This is a genomic window from Azospirillum sp. TSH20 (assembly GCF_003115935.1).
GTDB lineage: Bacteria > Pseudomonadota > Alphaproteobacteria > Azospirillales > Azospirillaceae > Azospirillum.
In genome coordinates this window covers 141,667-156,489 of the sequence record NZ_LGQU01000003.1, presented here as the reverse complement: position 1 = coordinate 156,489, position 14,823 = coordinate 141,667, and the positions used below count along the sequence as shown (strand labels likewise).

The window sequence follows — 14,823 nt, the reverse complement described above, 5'->3', positions numbered from 1 at the left end:
GGACTGATGTTGCCTGTGCGTTCCTATTTTACGGGGTATGTCCGGGTATGCCGTTGCGGGCGGAGTCGCCCCTCACCGACCGTCACGGATGACCTCCTTCACCTTGGAGGCCAGCTGTTTCAGCGAGAAGGGCTTGGGCAGGAAATGGGCGACTTCGACGCCGTCGATCTCGCCCAGACGGTCCTCGGCATAGCCGGAGATGAAGATCACCCGCATTTCCGGGCGCAGCTTGCGGACATGGCGGGCGAGCGTCGGGCCATCCATCTGCGGCATCACCACGTCGGTGATCAGCAGGTCGATGGAAGCGCCGTTGGTCTCGATCTGCTGCAGCGCCGCCTCACCGTTCTTGGCTTCCAGCACCTGATAGCCCTTGTTGCGCAGCGCACGGGCGGAGAAGACGCGCACGGCGTCCTCGTCCTCCACCAGCAGGATGGTGCCGGTGCCGGTCAGGTCGCTGCCGCGCCGCTCGCGCGGTTCGGCGGTATCGACCGGGCGCAGTTCGCCCTGGTGGTGCGGCAGCAGGATGGTGAAGGTCGTCCCCTCCCCCACCGCCGAATCGACCAGCACGAAGCCGCCGGTCTGCCGAACGATGCCGTACACCGTCGACAGGCCGAGCCCGGTGCCCGACCCGACCTCCTTGGTCGTATAGAAGGGCTCGAAGATGCGCTGCAGATTCTCCCGCGCGATGCCGCAGCCGGTGTCGATCACCTCAATGGAGACATAGCTGCCGGGCGGGATCGTCTCATGCTCCCGCCGTTCCGGCTGGCTGACGACGTAGTTGGTGGTGTTGATGGTCAGCTTGCCGCCGCCGGCCATGGCGTCGCGGGCATTGACCACCAGATTGATGATGACCTGCTCCAGCTGGTTCTGGTCGACCTTGACCAGCCCCAGGTCGCGGCCGTGGATCATCTTCAGTTCGATGTTCTCGCCGATCAGCCGCCGCAGCAGGTTCGCCAATTCGGCCAGCACATCGGTCACGTTGATGACGCGCGGCTGCAAGGTCTGCTGGCGCGAGAAGGCCAGCAGCTGCCGCACGAGGTTGGCGGCGCGGTTGGCGTTCTGCTTGATCTGCATGATGTCGCTGAAGGACTGGTCGCCCGGCTTGTGCCGCAGAAGCAGCAGGTCGCAGAAGCCGATCATCGCCGTCAGCAGATTGTTGAAGTCGTGCGCCACGCCGCCGGCCAACTGGCCGACCGCCTGCATCTTCTGCGACTGGGCGAACTGCGCCTCCAGACTCTTGCGCTCGGTCATGTCGATGAAGTGCAGGATCAGGCCGACCCCATCCGCCCGACTGCCATCCGCCTTGCCGCCATCCGTGCGGCTATCCGTCCGTACCGGGTTGGCGAGGCGCCGGGCATAGAGCTGGGCCGTCAGTTCCCGCCCGCCGGACAGCCGCACCTCCAGAGGGTGGGCAGGGTCGGCGCCGCCCTGCACGGATTTCAGCCGCGCGGTCACCGCCTCGCGCTCCGCCGGGACGATCAGGTCGGCCATCGGGCGGTTGATGACGCTGCCGGCCTCGCTGCCGATCAGCGCCAGGAAGGCCTCGTTGCATTCGGTCAGCTGGCCGGTCTCGTTGACCAGGGCGATCCCGATCGGCGCGTCTTCGAAAAAGCGCTGGAAGCGCTGTTCGGACTGGCGCAGGGCCTCCTGCCATTCCCGTTCGGGCGACAGGTCGCGCACGACCGACCGGGTGTGGATGGTGCCGTCGTCGGCCCGCACCACGCTCTGCGCCACAGCAACCTGGAAACGCCGGCCGCGCAGCCCCACCATGGTCAGTTCGCCGCGCTGCTCGCCGCCACCGTGATCGAACAGGTCGAAGGGGGCCGCGGAGACCGGGGGCACGGCCAGAATGCCGTGCAGCCGCGATTCGCCGTCGGTCAGATCGCCGGGTGCCGCCTCCAGCCATTGCGCCAGTGTGGCGTTGACGAACAGGAAGTGGCCGTTCTGATCGACCGAGAAGAAGCCGACCGGCGCATGCTCCATGAAGTCGGCCAGCTTGGCCTGCTCGCGCAGCATGACATGCTCAAGCTCCCACCGCGCGGTGATGTCCTCGATCCGCCAATGGACGGAACCGGGGAAGCCGGCGACCGGCTGCCCCTGCACCTTGCGCCATTCCGGCGGGCGGTTGTCCAGCGCCGGGATCGCCAGCTCGGCCGAAGCGGCGGCACCGGCCCTCACCCGCTCGCGCAGGCGGCGGAATTCACGCGCGCTGTCGGGGTCGCCGGAAAACTGGCGCGCCAGGGCGTCCAGCGGCCGTTCGCCGCGGCGCCAGCCCGCGAGTTCGCGGAAGGCGGCATTGACGAACACCACCTCGTCGGCCCCGTCGCAGACCAACTGCCCGGCCGGCATCCCTTCCAGCGCCCCGCTCAGCAGCGCGCCGATCCGCGCCGACCGCCGCACCACCGACACGCTTCGGCCGATCAGCAGCGCCACGCCCGCCGCCGCCAGCCCGGCGCCCAGCCAGCCGACTTCGTCGCGGTCCAGCAGCAGGCCGGCGGCCAGCACCAGCAGCCCGGCCGGCGCCAGCGCATATTGGATGAGCATCAGCACTCCGCCGGACGACGCCCGGTGGTTCGCTGCATTGCGTGCGGTGTCGGCAAGGGAAGTTGTGTCGTCCACCAATACTCCAAACCCCACACGGTCTTCCTGGGAGTTGCCCCGGACCGGATGTTACCGGCCGGGCATCTCCATCACGCCACCTGCGATGGTCGGCCGCTCCACCGGTCCCGTCAACCGTTACGGAGCCGGATCAGTTGCGCAGCGCCCGCCCTTTGAGCTTGAAGACATAGGTAATGACTTCGGCGACCGCCCGATAGTGCTCGGACGGAACTTCTTCGTCGATATCGCAAGCGGCATAGAGCGCACGGGCGAGGGGCGGGTTTTCTATGACCGGAACATTGTTCGATTCGGCGATCTCGCGAATCTTGAAGGCGACCTGGTCGACGCCCTTCGCCAGGACCATCGGCGCGCCCATCTGGGTCGGGTCGTATTTCAGCGCGACCGCGAAGTGGGTCGGGTTGGTGACCACCACGTCGGCGTTCGGCACCGCGGCCATCATGCGCTTGCGCGCACGCTCGAACCGGATCTGTCGGATGCGGCCCTTGACGACGGGATCGCCTTCCTGCTGCTTGTGCTCGTCCTTCACCTCCTGCTTGGTCATCTTCATCTTCTTGTCGAACTGCTGCTTCTGCCACAGGAAGTCCCCGGCGGCGATGAAGGTGAGGACCACCAGGACCCAGATCAGCAGCCGGTGGGCCAGCCCGTCCATCTGCAGCAGCATGGTGACGATGTCGATGCCGATATAGGCCTCGATTCCGCCGAACATCGGCACGAGCGCCATGTAGGCGACGCCACCGACCACCGCCAGCTTGACGATGCTCTTCAGCAGTTCCACCCCCTGGTTGGCCTTGAACATGTTCATCAGGCCGGGCAGCGGGTTCAGCTTGCTGAACTTCGGGGAGATCAGTTCCCAGGAGACGTGGAAACCGGTCTGCCCGATGGTCGACACCACGCCCGCCACCACGAACAGCAGGATGGGCAGCCACAGCGCCCACATGACGTCGCGCATCACCCGGAACAGCAGCGCGCCGACCCCGGCCCTGTCGAAGGTGAACTGGTCCAGATTCTCGAAATAGTAATTCAGCCGGAACACCAGCCCCTTCAGGGTGCCGGGGAGGATGGAGACCAGCACCACCAGCATCGCCGCGACCATCAACCAGTTCGCGGCCTCACGGGTCATCGCGAACTGGCCCTGCTTGTGGGCCTCGTCGAGTTTCTTGGATGTCGGGTCCTCTGTTTTGGAGGACTCGTCCGCCTCTTCCGACACGGGCGTCCCCCCTCTACAGCGGCTTCAGGAATTCGATGAAGGTCGATTCGAAGCGCGACAGCCAGAACAGCATCATCGCGCCCAGCGTCAACGCGAACATGAACAGACCCAGCAGCACTTGGACCGAGGTGAACAGCTGGAACACCTGCACCTGCGGCGCCAGCTTGTTCAGCAATCCCAGCGCCAGCGCGAACAGCATGCCGGTGATCAGGAAGGGGGCGGACATCTGCACCCCCAACATGAAGCTTTTCGAGACCAGCTGCCCGACCACGTTCGCCATGTCGTCGATCGGGATCGCCGCCCCCGGCGTGAAGGTGGCGTAGCTGTCGACCACCGCCATGATCAGCAGATGATGCAGGTCGGTGACGAAAATCAGAAGCAGCCCCAGCCAGCCCATCAGCGAGCCGGGCAGAGAACCCGACGTCGCCAGCGCCGGGTTGAAGATCTGCGCGTTGGCGAGGCCGCTCTGCAGGCTGATGATGGTGCCGGCAACCTCCAGCGCGCCCATCAGCAGCCGGGCGATGGTGCCGAGGAAAATCCCCACCGTCATCTCGCCGGCGGCCAGCACCATCAGTTGGAACGGACTGCCGGGCATCGGCGGCAGCATCGGCCGGATCGCCGGCGCCACCAGCGTGCTGACCGCCAACGCGAACAGCAGGCGCATGCGGGTGGGAACGAAGGCGTCGCCGATGGTGGGCATTACGCTGAAGGCGGTGCCGACCCGCATGAAGACCAACATCCAGACGAAGATCTGCTCGCCCAGAAGCTGCTGCAGGACGTTCATTGGCCCGCCGCGGCCGCGGTCGGCGCCGGGGGCGGTGTCACGCTGGTGCCGGGCGTGAAGGGCGCGCCGCCATTGTCGGTGGCGCCGACGCCGATCGCGACGATGCGGTCGGCGACCTCATGTTCGAAGAAGTCGGTCAGCTTGCCCAGCATGAAGGGCATCAGCAGGATGCTGAGACCGAAGACCAGCAGCACCTTCGGCACCATGGCGAGGGTCTGCTCGCTGATCTGGGTAACCGCCTGGAAGATGGAGATGACGGTGCCGACCGCCATCATGATGACCAGAATCGGCCCGCAGACCATCACCAGCGTGACGATGGACGTGCGGCAGAGTTCGATGACTTCGGTCTCGTTCATGACGACTGGTTCAGAACGGCGGAGGGTGCGGAACGGACGCCGTCACATCGGCATGCGCAGGATTTCCTGATAGGCGTTCAGCACCTTGTCGCGCACGGCGGTGACGGTCTGCAGCGTCACCTCGGCATTGGTCACGGCCTGGACGACGTCGTTCAGGTCCGCCTTGCCGACGGCTGCCATGGCCGACATGTCCTCGCTCTTCTTCAGGGTGCCGATGCTTTCCTTGGCCGCCTGTTCCAGCACGTCGCCGAAGGAGAGGCCGTCGCGCGCGGCCATGCCGGGGCCGGTCGTCTTGGCGGCGGTGGTGGCGTAGGCCGCGGCGGCGTTCAGCGGATTGATCATGGCGGCGATTCCGGTCGGTCGAGAGGTTCAGGAGCGATTGGGCGGGACGAGGTCAGGCACGCAGGATGTCGATGGTGCGGGTCAGCATCTGGCGCGCGGTGTCGATGGCCGACAGGTTGGCTTCGTAGCTGCGCTGGGCCTCGCGCATGTCCATCGCCTCGACCACCGAATTGACGTTCGGCATCAGCACATAGCCGTCGGCGTCGGCCGACGGGTGGGAGGGATCGTAGCGGCGCTGGAAATCGCTCTTGTCCACATCGACCTTGGCGACGCGGACCTTGTCGACGTCCATCGCGCGGTCCAGCTCGTTCTTGAAGATGACCGTCTTGCGGCGGTAGGGCAGATCGCCCGGCGTTTCCGCGGTGGTGTTGGCGTTCGCCAGATTCTCCGAGATGACCTTCAGGCGCGTGCCCTGCGCCTTCATGCCGGAGGCGGAAACCGCCATCGACTTGTAGAGATCCATCGCACCGCCTCCTCAAAAACCCGCCGGCAAATCCAAGCCGATCAACTGCCCGAGCGGATCGCCGACTTGATCATCGCCACCTGTTTTTTGTACAGGTTGGTGATGGTCTGGTAATCCATCGAATTCTGGCTCATCCGCATCATCTGGTCTTCCAGGACGACGTTGTTGCCGTCCGGCGCCGTCTCGTACGGATCGCGCACCTTCTGTTCCTGCGCCAAGCCGCCCGGTCCGCGGGTGCCGGCCAGATGGGACGCGTTGGTCGCCACCGGGGTGAGCCGCCGGCTGTCGCCGAGCGCGTCGCGGAAGGTGAAGGGCTTCAGGTCGCGGCCCTTGTACTCCGGCGTGTCGGCGTTGGCGATGTTCTGCGAGATGACTTCCTGACGCTGGGTCAGCCAGTCCATCTTGCGCGACATCAGTTTGAAGATGCCGAGATTACCGAGGTCCATGGCCCTGATCCCGCCCCAATGCCGCCGAACGCTGCCCAGGCCGGGCATCGTCACAGCCTCCGATGGTCGCCCGTTTGCGTTAACGAAGGATGAATCCCTGCAGGTGGAACCGCGCAGACACCCCGCCTTTACAGTTCGTTAAGCCTACCGGTCCAGGATGCGGCGCAGGAAGGACCCTTCGATAAGGCCGCCTGTTGTCCGCGCAAGCCCGCCCTCCCGCCTCACCGCCAGCCGGCAAGAGGCCGTCCCCTGCCCGGCGGCCGGTCGCGGTTGCGCTGAAATACCAATTGGGGACGGAGACGCTGCCGCGGATCGTCGCCACCGGCAAGGGCACGGTGGCGGAGCAGATCCTGGAGGTTGCCTTCGCCAACGGCGTTAAGGTGCGCGAGGACGCCGATCTGGTCGAGATCCTGTCCGCCATCGAGGTCGACAGCGACATCCCCGTCGAGGCCATCGCCGCGGTGGCGGAAATTCTCGCTTATGTCTACCGCGCCAACGGCACGATGCCGTCGGAGCCGCACTCCGAGGACATCGTCGAGGAGGACAAGCCGTGACCCGTCCGCCAACCGCCTCCCCTTCGCCCGAAAGCACCGAGTCGGCCAGCCGGATTGCGGACCGGGCGGTGGCTCTGGGTGCAACGCTCGACGATGCGCGCGCGCAGGCCGAGGCCGGGGTGCTGATCGACCTCGCCGGGCTGGAGGAGCGCGTCGCCCATCTTTGCCTCGCCGCCGAAGCCCTGCCGCGGGGGGAGGCGCGGACCCTGCTCGGCCCGCTCGGCGATCTGGTTGCGGCGCTGGCTCCGCTGGCCGCCGCGCTGACCGACCAGCAGGCCCGGCGGGAGGAAACCATCGCCGCCGCGCTGGCCGGTCGCGACGATCCGCACACCGCCCGTCAGCGCGCCGCCGCCGCCTATGGCCGCAACGGCGCCCCGGCCGCTCCGGGCCGCCCTGACGATACGCCCTGATACAGAAAGCCTGCCGTTTCCATGGATCTCGACCAGTATATCCGTTTCCTGATGGCGCTCGTCTTCGTAGTGGCGCTCATCATGGTCGTCGCCTGGGTGATGCGCCGGGTCGGCATGGCCGGCGGCACCGTGCGCGGACGCGCGCGCCAGCGCCGGCTGAGCGTGGTGGAGGCGCTGCCGATCGACGCCAAGCGGCGGCTGATCCTGGTCCGCCGCGACGACCGCGAGCATCTGATCCTGCTGAGCGCCAACGGCGACCTGCTGGTTGACAGCGCCCCCGCCGGGGGATTCGACACGGCGCTCGCGGGGACGGCGGATGCCCCCGCCGCGTCCGCACCGGCCGGGAGCCAGCCGCGATGACGGGGGCCGTCCTGAGGCGCGTGGGATCCTGGTGGAAGCCGGCAGCCGCCGGGCTGGCGCTGGCGCTCGTTGTGGGCGTGGTGCTGGGATTGAGCGCCGGGCCGGCGCTGGCGCAGAGCCTGACCTTCGACCTGGGCGACGCCGGCGGCACCGCCACCGGCCGCATCGTCCAGACCATCGGCCTGATCACGGTGCTGTCGCTGGCGCCGTCGATCCTCATCATGATGACGGCCTTCACCCGCATCGTCATCGTGCTGTCCTTCCTGCGCAATGCGCTGGGCGTGCAGCAGGTGCCGCCGACCACGGTGATGATGTCGCTGGCGCTGTTCCTGACCTTCTTCGTCATGGCCCCGGTGTTCGAGCGCAGCTACACCCAGGGCATCCAGCCGCTGATGAACCAGGAAATCGACGAGATGGAGGCGTTCCGCCGCACGGTGGCGCCCTTGCGCGATTTCATGCTGCATCACACCAGCGAGAAGGACCTGCGCCTGTTCATGGACATGGCCCGCCTGCAGAATGTGCAGGAGCCGAACGACATGCCGCTGCACGTCCTGGTCCCGGCCTTCATGATCTCGGAGATCAAGCGCGGGTTCGAGATCGGCTTCCTGCTGTTCCTGCCTTTCCTCATCATCGACATGGTGGTGTCGTCCATCCTGATGTCGATGGGCATGATGATGCTACCGCCGACCATGGTCGCCATCCCGTTCAAGATCATCTTCTTCGTGCTGGTCGACGGGTGGTACCTGATCGCCGGATCGCTGGCGCGCAGCTTCGGCACTCTCTGAAATTGCGCGCATAGCGCGAACAGCCCTGCGCACTTCGTCGCAGCCCCCGGGCTTGGCCTTCGCGGCGCAAGCCCGCGCTGGCGTTGTGCGCAGTAAGCGCGTATGAGGAAAGGCGATGTGCGTCGGTGGGATGATTGGCAAGGACGCCGATCCCGCCGGATGGATCCGACCGTTCGCAGCCGCCGAAGGGGCGACGGGCCGGGACATCGCCGCGATGGGCGCCATCGAACGACGGACCAACTTCGGACCGCAATCACTGCATGACTGATACCGCTTTGAAGGCCGCGCCGCCCGACTCCGGCAAGCTCGCGACGCTGACCCTGGGTGCCCTCGGTGTCGTCTATGGCGACATCGGCACCAGCCCGCTCTACACGCTGCGAGAATGCTTCGCCGGCGAGCATGGGCTCGCCCTGACCCACGACAATGTCCTGGGCATCATGTCGCTGGTGTTCTGGGCCCTGGTGATGGTCGTCACCGTCAAATATGTGGGCTTCGTCATGCGGGCCGACAACAAGGGCGAGGGCGGAATCCTCTCGCTTCTGGCGCTGGCGTCCAAGACGCGGCCGGATGCGTCGGGCAAGCTGACCATCCTGACGGCGCTCGGCCTGTTCGGCGCCTCGCTGTTCTACGGCGACGGCATGATCACCCCGGCCATGTCCGTGCTGTCGGCGGTCGAGGGGTTGGGCGTGGCGGAACCGGCGCTGGAGTCGGCGGTGGTGCCGCTGACCGTCGCCATCCTGATCGCCCTGTTCGCCATCCAGAGCCACGGCACCTCGCGCGTCGGCGCGCTGTTCGGTCCGATCATGCTGGCGTGGTTCTCCACGCTCGGCATCCTGGGCCTGCTGGAGGTGATCCGGCAGCCGAGCGTGCTGGTCGCCTTCAACCCCTACTATGCAATCGCCTTCTTCGCCGATCATGGCGTCGCCGGCTTCCTGGTGCTGGGCGCGGTGGTGCTGGCGGTGACCGGCGGCGAGGCGCTCTATGCCGACATGGGCCATTTCGGCCGCCGCCCGATCCAGGTCGCGTGGCTGGCGGTGGTGTTGCCGGGCCTGCTGCTGAACTATCTGGGCCAGTGCGCGCTTCTGCTGAACGACCCGACGGCGGTGCGCAGCCCCTTCTACCTGCTGGCGCCGGAGTGGGGGCTCTACCCGCTGATCGGCCTGTCCACCGCCGCCACCGTCATCGCCAGCCAGGCGGTGATCTCCGGCGTCTTCTCGCTGACCCGGCAGGCGGTGCAATTGGGCCTCTGCCCGCGCCTCGACATCCGCCACACCTCCAACGAGGAGGAGGGGCAGATCTACATTCCCCGCGCCAACTGGGGCCTGCTGGCCGCGGTGCTGGGGCTGGTGCTGGTCTTCCAATCCTCCAGCCGTCTCGCCGCCGCCTATGGCATCGCGGTGACCGGCGACATGATCATCACCACCACCCTGTTCCTTGTGGTGGCGCGGCGCCGCTGGAACTGGAGCCTGCCGCTCTGCTTCGCGGTCGGCGCGACCTTCCTGACGGTGGAGGTTTCCTTCTTCGCCGCCAACGCGGTGAAGATCCCCCATGGCGGCTGGGTGCCGCTGGTGATCGCCTGCGTCACGCTGGGGTTGATGTCGACATGGCGCCGCGGCCGGGCCGTGCTGACCAAACGGCTGGCCGAGGAATCGCTGCCGCTGGACGCCTTCATCCAGCGCCAGGCGAAGAAGGGCGACATCCAGCGGGTGAAGGGCACGGCGGTCTTCATGACCTCCAGTTCCAACACCGTGCCGATCGCCCTGCTGCACAACCTGAAGCACAATCAGGTCCTGCACGAGCGCATCGTCTTCGTCACCGTGGTGGTGGAGGATGTGCCGCGCGTCCCCGCCAAGGACCGCGTGGTGGTGGAGGGGTTGGCCGACGGCTTCTACCGCATCACCGTGCGCTACGGCTTCTCGCAGGAACCGAACATCCCCAAGGCGCTGCGCCTGTGCAAGGCCTTCGGGCTGGAGTTCGACGTGATGGCGACCTCCTTCTTCCTGGGCCGGGAGACGCTGATCCCGCAGATGAACTCCCAGATGGCGCTGTGGCGGGAGAAGCTGTTCGTGGTGATGTCCCGCACCTCCGTCAGCGCCACCGACTTCTTCAAGCTGCCGCCCAACCGCGTGGTGGAGCTGGGGACGCAGGTGCAGCTCTAGCCGGCGGGAGGCGGCGCCGCACCACCGGAGTATTACCTCTTTCGCGCAAACAAAAATCGGTGCCACGCACAGAATCTGCTGTGATCTGATCGGAAGCCTCCCCCGTAACGGTGTTGTGTCCGCGGGAAGCGGACCTTCACCGACAAGAGGGAATGCTATGAAGAAGGTTGCCACCGTGGCGATCGCCACCCTTCTTTTTGCCGGTTGCGCCAATGCGGCCATGGAAAAGATGGTCGGCGGCGCGCCGATGTACCCCAGCAAGACCATCGTGGAGAATGCGTCCCAGTCCAAGGACCACACCACCCTCGTCGCCGCCGTGAAGGCCGCCGGGCTGGTCGATACGCTGAACAGCAAGGGCCCCTTCACCGTCTTCGCACCCACCAACGAGGCCTTCGCCGCCCTGCCCGCCGGCACCGTCGATACTCTGCTGAAGCCGGAGAACAAGGCGCAGCTGACCAAGGTGCTGACCTACCACGTCATTCCCGGCAAGCTGGACGCCAAGGACATCGTGGCCGACATCAAGAAGCGCAACGGCAAGGCGATGCTGAAGACGGTGGAAGGCATGCCGCTGACCTTCACCCAGTCCGGCGATGCCGTGATGGTCGCCGATGCTTCCGGCAACATGGCGCGCGTCACCATCGCAAACGTCGAACAGTCCAACGGCGTCATCCACGTCATCGACAAGGTTCTGCTGCCGAAGTAAGCGCCCAAGGCTGTCGGCCCGGAGCGGACGGCGGGGCGCCGGAATCCCCCGCAAGGCGTCCTGCCGCCTTATGAGGTCGGCTTTAGGAAGTCGGCTTATCGGCCGACTGCTTTCCGCCGCGATATTCCTTCAAAAACTTCTTGAACATATCCACTTCCGCGACGCGGGAGCGGATGGTGCCGACGTCGATCAGGCCCATCGCCTGTTCGGGGCGGGTCAGAATGCGGAAGGCGTCCTCATTCGGCCCGCCCTTCATCGACCCTTCAAAATCCTTCTTCAGCAGGTTCAGCCCGTTGCCGTCGCCGGCCAGTGCCAGCGCCACCGCCCGGTTCAGCACCAGCTGCGACATGTTGGGGTCCAGCGGCTTGCCGGATGCGGGCGGCGGACCAATCACCTTGTTCAGGGCCAGCGCCGCGGCATCCCATTTCTGACCCTTCCACGCGATGTCGACGCGCAGCAGGTTGGCGTTGGTGCTGTCGTCCTGGGCCAGAAGCTGCATCGCCTCGTCGCCGCGGTTCAGCTCGGCCAGCGCCTTGGCCTGCATCAACCGCCGTTCAGCAGTCAGATCGGCCGGCAGTCCGGCGACATTGGACAGTTCCAGCGCCTTCAGCGCCTCTTCCGGCTTGTTGTCGAGCAGCCGGACGGAGGCCAGCCGCGTGCCGACCCGCGCCTTGTCCAGACCGGACAGGCGGTATTCCACCTGATGCTGCAGCAGGTCGGCCGCACGATTCAGCAGATCGATGGAGATCAGCCGTTCCGCCAGCTGCCGGATGATCTCGTCCCCGGCCTCGCCCACCGGCGTCAGCTCGCGGAACTGGTCGTAGAGCTGCAGGGCGTCTAACGTCGGCAGGCGCTGCGCCCCGTCCTTGAACAGGTCGGCGAAGATGCGCGACATCTCCTTGGTGATCGCCTCGGCCCTGGGCGTGTCGGCGACCAGGGCCGCCGTTTCCTTCATCGTGTTGAAGCCCTTGGCATATTCGCCACCGGCGATCAGCACCTCGCCCATGCGCGAGCGGATCTGCATCTCCAGATCGTCGCCGCGCCAGGTGAAGGTCAGGCCGGCCAGCTGCTCCGCCGCGGCGGTCGGCGACATCTTGCCTTCCGACAGCTCCAGATTGGTCAGCGCCAGCCCGGCCTTGGCGCGATAGAGCCGGTCATAGCTGTTGTAGGCGGCGGTCAGCTGTTCCCGCGCCTGATCGATCTCGCCGGTCTGGGCGAAGAGAAGGCCGCGCAGATATTGCGTCTGCGGGTTCTCTTCCTGATCCGGGCCGCTGTGTTCGATCACGCGGTCGAACAGCCGCTTGGCGGTGGCGGAGTCGCGCGTCTCCAGCGCCGCTTCCGCCGCCCGCAGGCCGAGCTTGCCGATCATGGGTTCGGGGTAGCTGTTCAGGATCGGGCCGGACGCCTTGAAGCCGGCCATCGCCTTGGGCCAGTCGCGGCGGTCGGCGGCGATGGCGGCGCGCCACAGATTGGCTTCCGGATTGCCGGCCAGCGACGGGATCGACAGGTCGGCCTCCGCCCCATCGAGATCGCCGGTCAGCACGCGGGCGGCGCCGCGCAGCGCGCGGAACTCCGGCCAGCCCTCCAGATCAGGTTGGTTCTGCTGCAGCACGTCCAGCATGCCGAGCGTCTCCTGCCCGAAACCGTTGGCGAAATAGAACCGCGCGAGGTCGAGCTGCGCCTTCGGCCGCTCCGATTCCGGCGCATTGACGACGGCCAGCTGCAGGTCCTGCCGCGCCTCGGTGAAATGGTCGAGGTCGCCATGCTTCCAGGCCGGCAGGTTGAACAGGCGGCGGCCCTGCATCTGGGCGGGCTGCGCCTTCGGCGGCTCCATGGCGGACGAGGCGCCGCCGGCCGGCGGATTGACCGGAAGCGGCGCCGCGGCCAGCTGCGATGGAACCGGCTGGGGGGCGGATGCCGGTGATGGTGGCGGCGCAACAGCCGGATTGCCGGCATCGGCGGCCGGCGACAGGTGCAGCCCGCCGGCGGTGGTCAGTTCAACCCCCTCCTTGATCGCGCGCACCGTCACATTGTCGGAGATCGGCCGCACCACCACGCCCTGATAGGACGGCATGACTTCCAGGTCGGGGTAACGGTGCGGTTCGGGCACGCCCTGCCCCGGGCTGGGCAGCGGAACCACCTGGATGCGGTCGCCGACGTCGGGATCGGCGAACTGCACGACGTTCGCCGCGTCGGGCGCGCGCACCAGCAGGCGGGCCCCGAGAAGGAAGTCAGGGTCGGGTTCCACCCGGAGATCGCCGGCGCTGCCCATGTTGGCCGGACGGGCGGAGGACAGGATGCGCCATGTGGTGCCCTGCCGTTCGACCGTCGGCCAGACCATCGGGCCGATCTTGGTGCGGAACACGGTGCCGCCGGTCGCCGGTACCGGCTCCACCGCTCCCATCAGTTCGGAGCCCGGACCGCTGAGCTTGCCGGCGCCGATCGGCATGGGCCGGTCGAACACGACGTAAAGCTGGCCCGCCCGCGGATAGACGGCGATGGAGGCCGGTCCGCCGGTGTCGAAGGTCAGCACCGGACCCTTCGGGCCTGCCGCCGGCTGGGCCTTGGCATCGACAGGCGCTGCGGGTGCGGCCTTCGCCTCCGCCGGCGGAACGCTGGGGGCCGCAGCATTGGCCGCAGAGTGGGGCGCCGCGGCATTGGCCGCGATGGCGGAGCGGTTGGAGGTCGCCGACGCCGTCGTGGGCGTGTCCCTGCCGCCTTCCCTGGCTGTTTCCTTGGCCGGCGCCGGCTGGCTGCTTCCCTGGCGGCTGCCCTGCCCCGCAGCCGCCCCCTGGGAACCGGCGGCGGGCGGGGCGTCGCTCTTGGGCAGGCCGGCGCGGGAGCCGGGATTGCCGACGGACAGCACCACCGACTTGCCGGATGCGCTGTCGGTCACCTCGGCATCCTGCGGGACGGCCAGCGTCACCGCCAGCGCGCCATCGGCCCGCCGATAGGATTCCACATTCCGGATGTTGCGCAACGCCGCCTTGGAAACGGCCGACAGGTCGGCGGTGCCGCCCTTGTCGAAGGCGACCGTCACGGCGGCGCCGTCGCGCGTGACCGTGTAGCCGACCGGCGACGGCCAGTCGAAGGTCAGGCGGCTCTGGTCCGGCTGGTCGGCCCCGCGCACGCGCAGCCGCCCGGCGGACGGCACCGGCTTCAGCGCCTCGGCTTTCGCGGGCTCGGGATTGGCGGGTTCGGGTTTCGCGTCCTCCGCCTTGGCGGCCGTCTGCGGCGCGGCCGGCGACAGGTCGATGGCGATGGCGTTGCCATTGCGGAAGCTTTTCAGCGAGACCGGGCGCTTCAGGTCGAACGAGACCGTCTTGCCATCCGCCTCGACCCGTCCGGCGGCCAGATAGCCGGGCAGCGCCCGCACCAGTCGGTCGAGCGGGGCGTCGATGCTGTCCGTGAAGGTGACGACCAGCCGGTCGCCTTCGACCGACGCGGTGTAATCGACCTTGCCGGGCCAATCGAAGACCAGCCGGCCGAAATCCTTGTGGGTGCCGCCGCGCACCGGAACCGTGGCGGCTTCCGCGCCCAGGGGAGACAGCAGGACCGGCACGGCAAGCAGCGCCACCGCAGCGGCACAGCCGCGCAGCCAACGCTTCCACTCTTGGGCCGTCCGGTCCGTCACC

The 14,823-nt window shown here is 67.4% G+C and carries 14 protein-coding genes; 6 read left to right on the top strand and 8 right to left on the bottom strand.

Features of this window, described 5'->3' with window-relative positions:
- Positions 1-72: 72 nt before the first annotated feature.
- The 7 genes from TSH20_RS02005 to flgB form a co-directional block, all read right to left on the bottom strand.
- Positions 73-2,544, bottom strand: coding sequence for an ATP-binding protein (locus TSH20_RS02005; protein ID WP_247871540.1), 2,472 nt, complete (start codon positions 2,542-2,544; stop codon positions 73-75).
- A gap of 205 nt (positions 2,545-2,749) precedes the next feature.
- Positions 2,750-3,826 carry a flagellar biosynthesis protein FlhB gene (gene flhB / locus TSH20_RS02000; protein ID WP_109073151.1) on the bottom strand — a complete coding sequence of 359 codons (1,077 nt, stop codon included), beginning with the start codon at positions 3,824-3,826 and terminating at the stop codon, positions 2,750-2,752.
- A gap of 13 nt (positions 3,827-3,839) precedes the next feature.
- Complete coding sequence (gene fliR / locus TSH20_RS01995) at positions 3,840-4,610, bottom strand: flagellar biosynthetic protein FliR (protein ID WP_109073150.1); 771 nt, start codon at positions 4,608-4,610, stop codon at positions 3,840-3,842.
- Positions 4,607-4,966 carry a flagellar biosynthetic protein FliQ gene (locus tag TSH20_RS01990; RefSeq protein WP_109073149.1) on the bottom strand — a complete coding sequence of 120 codons (360 nt, stop codon included), beginning with the start codon at positions 4,964-4,966 and terminating at the stop codon, positions 4,607-4,609. Before TSH20_RS01990 ends, fliR begins: the two co-directional genes overlap by 4 nt.
- Positions 4,967-5,008: 42 nt before the next feature.
- On the bottom strand, positions 5,009-5,308 hold the full coding sequence (gene fliE, locus TSH20_RS01985) for a flagellar hook-basal body complex protein FliE (protein ID WP_109073148.1): 300 nt from the start codon (positions 5,306-5,308) through the stop codon (positions 5,009-5,011).
- Positions 5,309-5,360: 52 nt separating this feature from the next.
- Positions 5,361-5,771 carry a flagellar basal body rod protein FlgC gene (gene flgC, locus TSH20_RS01980; RefSeq protein WP_109073147.1) on the bottom strand — a complete coding sequence of 137 codons (411 nt, stop codon included), beginning with the start codon at positions 5,769-5,771 and terminating at the stop codon, positions 5,361-5,363.
- Positions 5,772-5,812: 41 nt separating this feature from the next.
- Positions 5,813-6,217 carry a flagellar basal body rod protein FlgB gene (flgB, locus tag TSH20_RS01975; protein ID WP_109073146.1) on the bottom strand — a complete coding sequence of 135 codons (405 nt, stop codon included), beginning with the start codon at positions 6,215-6,217 and terminating at the stop codon, positions 5,813-5,815.
- 194 nt (positions 6,218-6,411) lie between these two features.
- Between flgB and TSH20_RS01970 the strand changes: the two genes are divergently transcribed.
- The 6 genes from TSH20_RS01970 to TSH20_RS01945 all read left to right on the top strand — a co-directional run bounded on the left by TSH20_RS01970 (position 6,412) and on the right by TSH20_RS01945 (position 11,188).
- Positions 6,412-6,771 (top strand): EscU/YscU/HrcU family type III secretion system export apparatus switch protein, encoded by a 360-nt coding sequence (locus TSH20_RS01970; RefSeq protein ID WP_109073145.1) that lies wholly within the window; start codon positions 6,412-6,414, stop codon positions 6,769-6,771.
- Positions 6,768-7,181, top strand: coding sequence for a hypothetical protein (locus TSH20_RS01965; RefSeq protein ID WP_109073144.1), 414 nt, complete (start codon positions 6,768-6,770; stop codon positions 7,179-7,181). The genes TSH20_RS01970 and TSH20_RS01965 overlap by 4 nt, the downstream gene beginning before the upstream one ends.
- A gap of 21 nt (positions 7,182-7,202) precedes the next feature.
- Positions 7,203-7,541 (top strand): flagellar biosynthetic protein FliO, encoded by a 339-nt coding sequence (locus TSH20_RS01960; RefSeq protein WP_109073143.1) that lies wholly within the window; start codon positions 7,203-7,205, stop codon positions 7,539-7,541.
- Entirely contained in the window at positions 7,538-8,326 is a 789-nt protein-coding gene (gene fliP, locus TSH20_RS01955) for a flagellar type III secretion system pore protein FliP (protein ID WP_109073142.1), read from the top strand. The genes TSH20_RS01960 and fliP overlap by 4 nt, the downstream gene beginning before the upstream one ends.
- Positions 8,327-8,586: 260 nt before the next feature.
- Entirely contained in the window at positions 8,587-10,485 is a 1,899-nt protein-coding gene (locus TSH20_RS01950; protein ID WP_109073141.1) for a potassium transporter Kup, read from the top strand.
- A 157-nt stretch (positions 10,486-10,642) separates the two neighbouring features.
- On the top strand, positions 10,643-11,188 hold the full coding sequence (locus TSH20_RS01945; RefSeq protein ID WP_109073140.1) for a fasciclin domain-containing protein: 546 nt from the start codon (positions 10,643-10,645) through the stop codon (positions 11,186-11,188).
- An 82-nt stretch (positions 11,189-11,270) separates the two neighbouring features.
- On the opposite strand, the gene TSH20_RS01940 is transcribed toward TSH20_RS01945, so the two are convergent.
- Positions 11,271-14,822 carry a tetratricopeptide repeat protein gene (locus tag TSH20_RS01940; RefSeq protein WP_109073139.1) on the bottom strand — a complete coding sequence of 1,184 codons (3,552 nt, stop codon included), beginning with the start codon at positions 14,820-14,822 and terminating at the stop codon, positions 11,271-11,273.
- Position 14,823 lies beyond the last annotated feature (1 nt).